Source organism: Bacillus sp. B25(2016b) (assembly GCF_001679765.1).
GTDB classification, from domain to species: Bacteria; Bacillota; Bacilli; order Bacillales; family Bacillaceae_G; genus Bacillus_A; species Bacillus_A thuringiensis_K.
This window is the reverse complement of record NZ_CP016285.1, coordinates 1,407,378-1,419,419: the sequence shown is the minus strand read 5'-3', so window position 1 is coordinate 1,419,419 and position 12,042 is coordinate 1,407,378. Positions and strand designations below refer to the sequence as shown.

Below are 12,042 nucleotides of genomic sequence, written 5' to 3'. Positions count from 1 at the left end.
TCTATTTTGATTCTGGTTTAATACCTAAATGCATCGCTGCTACCCCAAAAGTAAATGGTTTCACTTGCACACGTTCAAGTCCAGCTTGCTCAAACATTTGAGCCAATTCTTTCATTCCTGGGAACGTACTAGCAGATTCTTGAAGCCATGAATATTCTTTATAACTTTTCGCAAACATCTTTCCAAATAACGGCATGATATATTTAAAGTATAAAATATACCCTTGTCGAAAACCAATCATTGTTGGTTGAGATGTTTCTAAACAGATTACTTTTCCACCTGGTTTTACTACACGCGTCATTTCTTTTAATACGTGCATATAATCCGGCACGTTACGTAAACCAAACCCAATCGTCACATAATCAAACGTATTATCTTCAAACGGAAGTTCCATTGCATTCCCATGTAGAAGTTCTACTTGTTTTAATTGTAACGCCTCTACCTTTTGCTTACCGACAGATAACATATTTTCACTGAAGTCTAAGCCAACAACCTTTCCTTGTTCACCTACGGCTCCAGCTAGCGCAATTGTCCAATCCGCGGTTCCACAGCATACATCAAGCGCTTGACTGCCTGGTTGTACATCCATAATTCGCATCGTTTCTTTACGCCACGCTTTATGTCTTTGAAAACTAATTACAGAATTCATCACATCGTATTTATCAGAAATCTTTTCAAATACGTCATGTACTCTTTCTTCTTTTGATTGTTGCATGCTCGTACCTTCTTCCAATGTAAAATTGCTTATGTCTTCTATTTATTCCTTAACACAGAATTTATTTTATTTATATCTGTGTGATTTTCTAAAAATTGTTTTTCTTTCTTTCTCAAGTCCTTCATCCAACCATTAATCACTACTTCTGCTTTATCCCCTAAAGCATCTTGCATAGCTTGAAAAACAGGTGAATGTTGTTTATCAGCATACAATTGAATTTCTTTTTGAAGGCGATTTCCACCTAATACGTATGTGATAAATGGCTTCCAATGTGATAAATGAAAATGATCACATGTTTTTTGAAGGAGTGCAGACTCAATCGTTACTATGCTTTTCATTATGTCATTCATCGTTTCATGCGCTTTTTGGTATAACATAATTTTGTGTTCATTTATCTCTTTAATTCCTTCAGCAAGTGCACGAATTAAAACAATATCACGGTTCATAGACAATAAATAATAATATAGTCCACTATAGTAATCGCCTGCAAGTACTGTTAATTGACGACATTTATGCGATTCAATTTCTTCCTCGCCTACTTTATTTGATACCCTTTCATGTGTATCAAGCGCAATTTGTACAAGCATAATTGTTACTACGTAATGCTCAATTTGTTCTATATGTAAGTTTGCACTCTTTAAAGCACCATATAACAATGCTATCTTTTCTTCATCAATAAATGGTTCTTCAATATAGTTTATAAAATAAGGATGGCGTAATTTCTCCATCAATTTTTCTTTTATACCCGCATACCCTCCGTAGATGTCACACACAAAAAATCACCCTTGTTTTCTAATTCATAAAACTTATTATAACACATACACTCTATTTTCTATAACCAAAACTTGGCTACACCTACCATTCATGTAAGCAATCTTTCTAATCTCACTCTGTCTAGTTAAAACTATATCATTTATTTACTAAAAAAAAAAAGAAAAGCAGTTTCCCGCTTTTCTTTACTTCGTTTTAATAAACGATAAAATTTCACTGCGTGCTGCAGCATCATTTTCAAGCACACCACGTACTGCTGTCGTTACTGTTTTCGCACCTGGTTTTTTCACACCACGCATCGTCATACACATATGTTCTGCTTCTACTACTACCATTACACCATGAGGCTCTAGTACTTCCATAATAGAGTTCGCTACTGTTGATGTAATACGTTCTTGCAGTTGTGGACGACGTGCAATTGTATCTACAGTACGAGCTAATTTACTTAACCCTGTCACCTTTCCACCTTGCGGAATATATGCAACGTGAGCAACTCCATAGAATGGAACTAAATGATGCTCACACATCGAATAAAATGGTATATCTTTTACTAGTACAAGCTCTTCGTGATCTTCTCCGAATACTTTATGCAAATGCTCTTTCGGATCTTCATGCATACCTGAGAACACTTCTGCGTACATTTTTGCAACACGCTTTGGTGTATCAAGTACTCCCTCACGATTTGGGTCATCCCCAATCGCCTCTAAAATAAGGCGTACTGCATGTTCAATTTGTTCTAAATTAACTTTTGCCATCCGCTAGCCCTCCCGAAAACCTAAAAGTGATACGAACACATTCTAGCATATTTATGTTTTTAAAAGCAAAAAGAAGAGTTCCCAAAAAGGAAACTCTTCTTCCCTGTTAATATGTAAGGATTATTTAACCGCATCTTTTAACGCTTTACCAGGTTTGAATGCAGGTACTTTACTTGCAGCGATTTCAATCTCCTCACCTGTTTGTGGGTTACGACCTTTACGAGCCGCACGCTCACGAACTTCGAAGTTACCGAATCCGATCAGTTGTACTTTATCACCTTGTTTTAAAGCTTCTAAGATAGAATCAAAAACAGCGTCTACTGCTTTTGTTGCGTCCTTTTTAGAAAGGGAACTTGCTTCTGCAACAGCATTGATTAAATCTGTCTTGTTCATGCCATTCACCTCCTCCCAAAGATAAGACTGTATAATGATCATAAAATGAGTCTTACTTTCATTTGTAGGCAATTTTTGCAAATTCTATACTACAAAGATGTAGATAAATCATTATCAACGCCTATATTATACGATTCTCCTTTATAATTCAATATTTTTAAGGAAATTGTTACTCTGAAAATGTGAAAATCTGATGAAACTTGACAATTTACAACAATGTATTAGATAATGACTGTTTATTTTTCTATTTTACAATCAAAAAAAATAAAAAATCCCTCTACAATGAGAGGGATTTTTTATTATAGTATAATCGCAATTAATCCGCCAGATCCTTCATTAATAATTCTTTCTAGCGTTTCTTTTAATTTATATCTAGCATTTTCTGGCATTAAAGATAATTTTGCCTGAATTCCTTCTCGAACAATCGAGCTAAGTGAACGTCCAAATATATCAGAATTCCAAATTGATAACGGGTCATCTTCAAAATCTTGCATTAAATAACGAACTAATTCTTCACTTTGCTTTTCAGTACCTATAATCGGCTCAAACGTTGACTCTACATCTACTTTAATCATATGAATAGATGGCGCTACCGCTTTTAACTTCACACCAAACCTTGAACCGTGACGAATAATTTCTGGCTCATCTAAGCTCATATCCGCTAATGCAGGCGCTGCTACACCATATCCTGTTTGCTTAACCATACGCAGTGCATCCGCCACTTGATCGTACTCTATTTTCGCATGAGATAAATCGAGCATAAGCTTTAATAAATGATCTTTCCCTCGAATTTCTACTCCTACTACTTCTTTTAAAATCTGATCATATAATTCATCTGGCGCATATAAATCAATCTCCGCCACACCTTGCCCCATATCAATGCCAGCTAGGCTCGCTCGATCAATAAATTCATATTGACTAAACTGCCAAACAACGCGATCCACATCACGAAGACGTTTTATATCCTTCACAGTTTCTTGAACTGCTTCTTGATAACTTTGACGCAACCAATGCCCTTCATTTAGCACCATTACCCAGCTTGGAAGGTTCACATTCACTTCTAATACAGGGAATTCAAATAACGCTTCACGAAGTACATTATATACATCTGTTTCTCTTAAACTCTCCACACTCATTGCAATAACCGGGATATCATATTCTTCTGATAAACTTTGGCGTAATTGCTCTGTATCTGGATGATACGGCTGTACCGTATTAATTATCATAATGAAAGGTTTTCCTACTTCTTTCAACTCATTTACAACGCGTTCTTCTGCCTCTATATAATCTCTTCTTGGAATTTCACCAATTGTTCCATCTGTTGTAATTACAACACCAATTGTTGAATGTTCTTGAATTACTTTACGCGTGCCAATTTCTGCAGCTTCATGGAATGGAATAGGTTCTTCATACCAAGGGGTATTAATCATGCGCGGGCCATTCTCATCTTCATAGCCCTTCGCTCCAGGAACCGTATATCCAACACAATCTACTAATCGAATATTCACTTCAAGTCCTTCATCTACTTCGATAGAAACCGCTTGGTTTGGAACAAACTTCGGTTCCGTCGTCATAATTGTACGACCAGCAGCACTTTGAGGCAATTCATCCTGCGCTCTTTGACGGTCAGACTCATTCTCAATATTTGGAATAACTACAAGTTCCATAAATTTTTTAATGAATGTTGATTTCCCTGTTCGAACAGCTCCTACAACTCCAAAATAAATATCACCGCCTGTTCGTTCTGCAATATCTTTAAAAATATCTACCTTTTCCAAGTGATTCCCTCCCTCAAAATTTTTGGGAATAATTCCGCGTTTATAGTCAACTAATACCTTCTCTAACGTTGCCTATAATATCTGATATAATATAATGGTATTCTAGAAGTTCGGACAATATATCATATAATTTTGTCCAATTTCATATGACTATTAAAAAATATCTTTTGTTTGCATCGTAAGTTGTATAACATAAAAAACCTTTCTTCTAGAACTTATTCACTAAAAGAAAGGTTCATGACTTATCATTTTAAAAAAATTGGTTCTCCGTCCTTTACTGTGTACGGTAAAGAATAAGCTGGTACAAACGGGGAAGCTTTCAAAAGTATATTTCGAATATCTTCTCCCTCTGTAAACTGCCCTTCATTTTTTTTCAAAGCGTCATATAAGTCAATTCTATAATCAACAAAAACTTCTCCTTTTTCATTAATTACAAAAGGAAGTCCTTTACCAGAATATGGACTTGTCACTTGTGGTACATCTTTATATCCTAGTTTTTTGAAATCCAATTCATATACACCATCTGAAATTACTTTTTTAAAAGGTGGATATTGATGTTCATCACGATACATCCTAAGCTTTAAAGAGAGTTCCTGAATTTGTTCAGCCATCCTAACATCAATTAACTTTACTGTTGGATTTGTTTCAACGTCTATTAATACGTATTGATATACTCCTCCACTTTCATACGCATTCCCTGGCGCTTCTTGTATGTAACGCGGGGCAATCTGTTGAAAATCGATTGGATACTTTTGATAAATAGGTGTACTCATATCCCTCGTCTTAATTGGCAATATCCCATCATTTTGCTCCTTAAATGTCACAACAGCTTTTTGAACAACCTGTAGTTGATCTTCATAAGGAACCGCATTTTGCTTTATATTTTCTTTCGGATACAGACACCCCGTTAAAAGGCTCATACAACAAAATATTAAAATAATATAGACTTTTTTCACTAGCATCACCTTTTCATACTAATATAACTTGCTCCGTATATAGTATTTTCGAGACCATTCCATTTACTGCTGTACAGGTCCACTAAATACAACAAGAAAAATAACAATTCCTGACACAATCATAAGGGTGTAGGCTACTAACGCTGTAATCCCTTTCAAAAATTTATTCTTTATTTTATGTCTACTTAATAAAATAAAACTTACTGCAAAAAACATAAATCCAATTGCCCCTAAAGCCAACCACATTTTCATAAGCCCTTCTGACATATACACACCCCTTTTTATTAATCTATTTTTATACTATTTTAACAAATTAAAATCTTTAAACAAATACAAAAAGAACATTTTACTACAAATTGCGAATATGTAACTTTAATCAATAGGTTTTTTCAGCATTTCTCACCAATCTAGGCAAAAATAAAGCCGAAGCGATTGTATCTCTCGCTTCGGTTGACCAAATATGCCCAAAAACAGCTCTATTCCCATTCTTTCATGGCTATCATATGCAATCTACAAACTCTTTGTTTCTCATAATTTATTTTTTAAACATCTTGCTTAACGAGCCAAAATCTGTTGGCATATTATTATTAATAATCGCTTTTACAATTTGATCCTCTTGCTCTTTCGGCACTTCACGTCCCGCCATAAGAGCCACTTGATGAATTAATTGACGAAGTACAGTTTCATCACGTAAATTCGCATTTTGCACGGATGATGCTAATTTAAAAATATCCTCTTTATTTACTTTCGCTTCCTTCTCAATATTATTAAAAATGTTATTATCCATTCTTTTCACCCTCTCCTCAAGTTACTCTTCATCCTATGCAAAAATGAAAAAATGGTGAAAAGACCCAAAAAATAAAAAAAGCGCCAGAAGTACAAATGTACTTCTGGCGCTTTTCTTTACAGTAAATCAGGTATAGCTTCCACTTCATGTTTTCGAACACGTCCCATCAATGAGCCTACCGCATCTTTTACGTTATTCCCATTGAACAGCACGTCATATAAAGCAGCTGTAATCGGCATTTCAACTTCCATTTTCTCTGCCAATTCATGAGCAGCTTTCGTTGTTCTTACACCTTCCACGACCATACCCATACTTTCTAACACTTCTTCTAAAGAGTGTCCTTTTCCAAGCATATTTCCAGCTCGCCAATTTCGGCTATGAACACTTGTACAAGTTACAATTAAGTCTCCCATACCAGTTAGACCAGCAAACGTTAACGGATTCCCGCCCATCTTTCTTCCTAAACGAGCAATCTCTGTTAAACCACGTGTCATCAATGCTGCTTTTGCATTATCACCTAATCCAAGACCATCAGTTATACCAGCAGCTAATGCGATAATATTTTTTAACGCACCACCAAGTTCAACTCCAACGATATCTGGATTTGTGTATACACGGAAATAACTATTCATAAATAAATCTTGTACTTCCTCAGCCGCTTCCATACGCTTTGCTGCAGACGTAACTGTTGTCGCTTGTCGTAAACCGACTTCTTCAGCATGACTCGGTCCAGACAGTACAACAACATCTTTAATTAAGTGCTCTGGAATTTCTTCCTCAATCACTTCCGAAATACGTTTTGACGTACCAGGTTCAATTCCTTTGCTCGCATGAATCCAAGTAATTGGTTCAGTAACAATTTCTTTCATCTCTTGTAATACATCTCTGTACGCTTTCGTTGGTACTACTAGCAGTACTGTATTTACATCTACTAATGCTTCTTCTAAAGAAGAGTAGGCTACGATTGTGCTTGGCAATGTAATGCCTGGGAGATATCGACTATTCTCATGTTTCGTATTAATTTCATCCATAAGTTCTGGGCGATTCCCCCAAATACGTACATCATGTCCATTGTCAGCTAATACCATCGCTAACGCTGTTCCCCAGCTACCTGCTCCTACTACTGTGATTTTTGTCATAAAATCACATCCTCTCCATTAGTCTCTTGCTCTAGCGATAATGTGAATCGGCGTTCCTACGAAGCCAAATGATTCACGTAAGCGATTCTTTAAGAAACGCTCATATGAGAAGTGCAATAATTCTGGATCGTTTACAAACACAACAAATGTTGGTGGTTTTACCGCAACTTGTGTTGCATAGAAAATTTTCAGACGGCTACCATTATGAGTTGGTGTCGGATTCATCGCTACCGCATCCATAATTACATCGTTTAATACGTTCGTTTGAATACGGATACTATGACTTTCATTTACCTCATCGATAACCGGTATTAATGTTTGTGTACGTTTTCTCGTTTTTGCAGATAAGAAAACAATTGGTGCGTATTCTAAGAATTGGAAATGAGCACGGATATTTTCTTCAAATGCTTTCATTGTTTTCTCGTCTTTTTTCACTGCATCCCATTTATTTACAACGATAACAACAGCTCGCCCTGAATCATGAGCATATCCAGCGATTTTTTTATCTTGCTCAATAATTCCTTCTTCACCATCTAAAACAACTAAAACAACGTCAGAACGTTCAATCGCTCTTAGAGCACGAAGTACACTATATTTTTCTGTACTTTCATACACTTTTCCTTTTTTACGCATACCAGCTGTATCAATAATTACATAATCTTTTCCATCTTTACTATATGGTGTATCGACAGCATCACGAGTTGTTCCTGCTACATTACTAACAATTACACGCTCTTGACCAAGAAGAGCATTTACAAGTGATGATTTCCCTACATTTGGACGTCCAATTAAAGAGAAACGAATTGTGTCTTCATCATATCCGTCTTCTTCAATCTTTGGGAAATGTTGTGCAGCTTCGTCTAGTAAGTCACCTAATCCTAATCCGTGTGTACCTGAAATTGGGAATGGTTCGCCAAATCCTAATGCATAAAAGTCATAAATGTCACTGCGCATTTCCGGATTGTCCACTTTATTTACCGCAAGTACAACCGGTTTATTTGAACGATATAAAATTTTTGCAACTTCTTCATCAGCTGCTGTTACACCGTCACGACCGTTTGTCATAAAAATGATAACATCCGCTTCATCAATTGCTACTTCAGCTTGTTGACGAATTTGTGTCAAAAACGGCTCGTCTCCAATATCAATTCCGCCCGTATCAATAATGTTAAATTCATGATTTAACCATTCTCCAGCGCTATAAATACGATCACGCGTTACACCTGGAATATCTTCTACGATTGAAACTCTTTCTCCAACAATTCTATTGAAAATAGTAGATTTCCCTACGTTCGGGCGACCTACTATCGCTATTACTGGTTTCGGCATATACTTTCATCCTTTCAATTTGCTTCTGTTTATTATGTAAAAAACCCTTCTTTGTGCAAGAAGGGATTTGCATTCCAGAATATTTCTCAACGTATCAAAACACCTCACATTATAACACACGTTGCTAATGTTTCACAATAATATATACATTCTCTTGTAAGCGATGTGCAATACCATCTAAAATTGCCTCTAAATTATTTGCAACAAATTCTAGTTCCTCTGTCGATTCGCAAACGAATAAAGGAGCACCACCTGCAAATTTTTCTGGAGTCGTTGTTATAACTGCCAGAATAACACTTTCTAACATCATCTCTTATCTCCCCTTCCTTTCGGGGCTTCCGATGACATATGGACAGCACTTTCTAACGTTGGTACATTTCCTATGACACCTATCGCTTTCTCTGCATCTTGATCTTGCGGCAGGACAAAAATCCCAACCCTGCCATCCTCTAAATCACGCTTTGCTAACGGTACAAGCGCTGGTGTACCAGAATCTCTATAAATCCCTAACGCTACTGAAACATCGTGTAAAATAGCTTGTCGTTGCCCTAAATTTGAGATTGTAACCATCGCATCAATTGATTTCGGCTTTAAAATAAAACCCATACCATATTTCATAATTTCTTCTTGTCTTGCTGGCAATCCAATATTCATAATGTAAATATTGTCAATATAAAGCCCTGCTCCTTCAAAACGAAGCGGAACGTGCTCAATTTCAACAAGATCATGCAGCCTTTTACCAGACATTAATTTTTTCGCGATAAAAAATGCAATTATAGCCATAATTACTCCTGCAATCCATGAACGGAACCCTATATACGCAAACGTCGTTGCAAACGACGTTAACATTGCCAAATAGTTGCGACTTTCAAAAACCAATGCAATTCCTTCAATGTATGTATTTCCACGCGGTACGAGCTCATACCCATCTAATTGTTGAAGCGTATTTCTTTCCATATTACGTACATCACGAAATTGTGTCGCTGCTAACGTAAGAAATGTAATGGCAGAAAAATCTTTTTTCAAAATAGACGGGATTGCAATCGCTCCTAAAGCAGCTGCAATTAAACCCATTGCAATATGAATGATTTTCCCATGCAGCCTCGTCGGATATTGCCGCGTATCCGTCCGCAGCATTAGCACCCTTGTAACTGTCCCTGCTATTACGCCGCATAAAATGGCTGGTGTATATTCAGTCATGTATTACCCTCGCCTTTCTTTTACTTGTTTTTCTCTTAAACTGTTCCCTGTATACTGATGCTTTTGCAATCAAAAACAATACTGCCATGAATAATGTAGAAACGGCGACGATATCAAAAAATGCTAAACTACCGTAATCATATGGAAAATTCAATTTCCTAAAAATAAATGTCACTAGCAACTCTCCTTGTAACATTCCTACATATAGGGAACATAATCGTAATACGCGATCCCCATGCAATAACACCGATGCATACACAAGAGCACTACTTAGCAGAAACACTCTATCCACCACAATCCAAATCGGATCATATATTTCTAACAGATGAAAACTTGTATATAACATTGCGATAATAAGTGCCGAAAGTAAGCTATACAATTTTCTCCAGACAGAATATAGCGTGATCCCTATAAAAGAAATAATACAAAGTAGAAGAGCATTTACCGATACCACGAATGAGGCAATCGTTACATGTAACGGAGAGCAAATTATAAAAATCAGTATACAAGCGCCTAACTTCCACCGAATAGGGTCCTTTTTCATAAAAAAGGTTGCGATGACCCACCCTATCCAAGCTACAAAATAAAAAGTACTTCCATCCATCAACTTCACCTCCTATGTTTTCCATTATGGGAACTTTTTATGAAAGTTAATCCACTTTATTTACGCATAGTTTTTTCTTATAACAGCAACACTTTTAACAAGGAGGTGTTATTCATTATGGGTAAAGATCGCCAAGAACGAAAACTACGAGAATCACGCCGCGTTGAATCCGATCGTGATCAATCACTACAATATCCAGGTGCGACTGGACTTGATACACCAGAACAGGCTCGAAAACAAAACCAGCACTAATTAATACAAAAAGACGGTTTCGATATTGTACGAAACCGTCTTTTACATAATCATTTTAATGTTTTAAATTTATATCAAAATAATATTTTGCGCACTATATCCTTCCACTACTTCTTTTTACCTTCACCTATTCCCATTAAAAATTAAGTTCTCTCCAGTAATTCGACAACACACCATCTACATTTTCAACCCTTTTTCAATTGTAATTTTCATGAAATGATATTTTCATATAATACTAGTTCCATTCTCCACTTTATATTACGAAAAAGAATAGAACAAAAAAATCAACCGAACGGTTGATTTTTTATCTCCTACTATAATGCGCAGTATCAATACCACGTTGCATTAACCAATGATATGTTTCACCCTTTACAACAAGAGGTACAGATTGCAACTCTTCTATCGTCTTCGCACCAAGAGCTGTCATAATAAATTTCAAATCTGTATGTAGAAGCTCAATTTCATCCACTAACTTCTCGATACCATCTTGCATTAAAATACGTAAAAAGTAACCAGCAAACGCAGTTGTATTCGCCCCTAATGCGATTGCTTTCGCTACGTCAAGAGCTGTTTGTATACCCCCAGATGCAATAAAAGAGAGGTTATTATTTGTAGAGGTTGCTTCAATAATCGAGGTCGCTGTTTGTATGCCCCAGTTATTAAAATAAGAAAGCATTCGCTGTCTTCTTTCATTTTCAACAGCAGCAAAATTCGTACCACCTTGCCCACCAATATCAATGGCTGTTACACCTACGTTCGCTAACTGTTGCATCGTTTCCTTACTCATCCCAAATCCAACTTCTTTTACAATGATAGGAACTTTACTATTTAAAACAATTTTCTCAATGCGCTGAAGTACTCCAGTAAAATCACGGTCTCCTTCTGGCATCGTTAACTCTTGTATGACATTTAAATGAATTTGCAATGCATTCGCTTCAATCATATCAACGGCGCGCTCTGCCTGCTCGATAGTTGCCTCACTACCTAAATTAGCAAAGAAAATACCATTTGGGTTTACCTTTCTAATCACCTTATAAGAAGCAACTTCACTTTCATCTTTTAACGCCGCCATTTGCGAACCTACAGCCATAGCAAGGTTATGATGTTTCGCTACATATGCTAATTGCTCATTAATATGTAACGTTTTCTCTCCTCCACCACCAGTCATCGCATTGATAAAAATCGGCGAACTTAGTGAAAGTTCGCCGATTTTTGTTTCACATGTTATTGTGTCATAATTTGAATTTGGCAAGCTTTGATGCACAAAATCAATATCATGAAAGCCATGCGTACGAGACTGACCAGTAGAAAGAGCATATTCAATATGATCTAATTTACGTTTTGCCCTTACCACTTGTACCCC

15 protein-coding genes are annotated in these 12,042 nt (G+C 36.5%); 1 reads left to right on the top strand and 14 read right to left on the bottom strand.

What is annotated here, in order from left to right; translation table 11 throughout:
• Position 1: 1 nt before the first annotated feature.
• The 13 genes from menG to BAQ53_RS07295 all read right to left on the bottom strand — a co-directional run bounded on the left by menG (position 2) and on the right by BAQ53_RS07295 (position 10,427).
• Entirely contained in the window at positions 2-715 is a 714-nt protein-coding gene (gene menG, locus BAQ53_RS07355; protein ID WP_001187674.1) for a 2-heptaprenyl-1,4-naphthoquinone methyltransferase, read from the bottom strand.
• A gap of 38 nt (positions 716-753) precedes the next feature.
• Positions 754-1,488, bottom strand: a complete 735-nt coding sequence (locus tag BAQ53_RS07350; protein WP_000332856.1) for a heptaprenyl diphosphate synthase component 1 — start codon at positions 1,486-1,488, stop codon at positions 754-756.
• 183 nt (positions 1,489-1,671) lie between these two features.
• Positions 1,672-2,241, bottom strand: a complete 570-nt coding sequence (gene folE / locus BAQ53_RS07345; protein ID WP_001151482.1) for a GTP cyclohydrolase I FolE — start codon at positions 2,239-2,241, stop codon at positions 1,672-1,674.
• Positions 2,242-2,361: 120 nt separating this feature from the next.
• Complete coding sequence (locus tag BAQ53_RS07340; RefSeq protein ID WP_001043860.1) at positions 2,362-2,634, bottom strand: HU family DNA-binding protein; 273 nt, start codon at positions 2,632-2,634, stop codon at positions 2,362-2,364.
• A 299-nt stretch (positions 2,635-2,933) separates the two neighbouring features.
• Positions 2,934-4,412 (bottom strand): stage IV sporulation protein A, encoded by a 1,479-nt coding sequence (gene spoIVA, locus BAQ53_RS07335; protein ID WP_000416519.1) that lies wholly within the window; start codon positions 4,410-4,412, stop codon positions 2,934-2,936.
• A gap of 245 nt (positions 4,413-4,657) precedes the next feature.
• Entirely contained in the window at positions 4,658-5,368 is a 711-nt protein-coding gene (locus BAQ53_RS07330; RefSeq protein WP_000758623.1) for a YphF family lipoprotein, read from the bottom strand.
• A gap of 63 nt (positions 5,369-5,431) precedes the next feature.
• Entirely contained in the window at positions 5,432-5,635 is a 204-nt protein-coding gene (locus BAQ53_RS07325; RefSeq protein WP_001289004.1) for a DUF2768 domain-containing protein, read from the bottom strand.
• 268 nt (positions 5,636-5,903) lie between these two features.
• Positions 5,904-6,155: a stage VI sporulation protein F gene (locus BAQ53_RS07320; protein ID WP_000369754.1), complete on the bottom strand. Its 252-nt coding sequence runs from the start codon at positions 6,153-6,155 to the stop codon at positions 5,904-5,906.
• 116 nt (positions 6,156-6,271) lie between these two features.
• Positions 6,272-7,294, bottom strand: coding sequence for an NAD(P)H-dependent glycerol-3-phosphate dehydrogenase (locus BAQ53_RS07315; protein ID WP_000161763.1), 1,023 nt, complete (start codon positions 7,292-7,294; stop codon positions 6,272-6,274).
• Between the two features lie 18 nt (positions 7,295-7,312).
• Complete coding sequence (gene der, locus BAQ53_RS07310; RefSeq protein WP_001125893.1) at positions 7,313-8,623, bottom strand: ribosome biogenesis GTPase Der; 1,311 nt, start codon at positions 8,621-8,623, stop codon at positions 7,313-7,315.
• A gap of 124 nt (positions 8,624-8,747) precedes the next feature.
• Positions 8,748-8,933 (bottom strand): capping complex subunit for YIEGIA, encoded by a 186-nt coding sequence (locus tag BAQ53_RS07305; RefSeq protein ID WP_000979059.1) that lies wholly within the window; start codon positions 8,931-8,933, stop codon positions 8,748-8,750.
• Positions 8,930-9,823, bottom strand: a complete 894-nt coding sequence (locus BAQ53_RS07300) for a YIEGIA family protein (RefSeq protein WP_000141596.1) — start codon at positions 9,821-9,823, stop codon at positions 8,930-8,932. Before BAQ53_RS07300 ends, BAQ53_RS07305 begins: the two co-directional genes overlap by 4 nt.
• Complete coding sequence (locus tag BAQ53_RS07295) at positions 9,816-10,427, bottom strand: YphA family membrane protein (protein WP_208906665.1); 612 nt, start codon at positions 10,425-10,427, stop codon at positions 9,816-9,818. Before BAQ53_RS07295 ends, BAQ53_RS07300 begins: the two co-directional genes overlap by 8 nt.
• 117 nt (positions 10,428-10,544) lie before the next feature.
• Between BAQ53_RS07295 and BAQ53_RS07290 the strand changes: the two genes are divergently transcribed.
• Complete coding sequence (locus BAQ53_RS07290) at positions 10,545-10,679, top strand: YpzI family protein (protein ID WP_000513900.1); 135 nt, start codon at positions 10,545-10,547, stop codon at positions 10,677-10,679.
• Positions 10,680-10,983: 304 nt separating this feature from the next.
• On the opposite strand, the gene BAQ53_RS07285 is transcribed toward BAQ53_RS07290, so the two are convergent.
• Complete coding sequence (locus BAQ53_RS07285; RefSeq protein ID WP_000251039.1) at positions 10,984-12,033, bottom strand: type 2 isopentenyl-diphosphate Delta-isomerase; 1,050 nt, start codon at positions 12,031-12,033, stop codon at positions 10,984-10,986.
• Between the last annotated feature and the right edge of the window lie 9 nt (positions 12,034-12,042).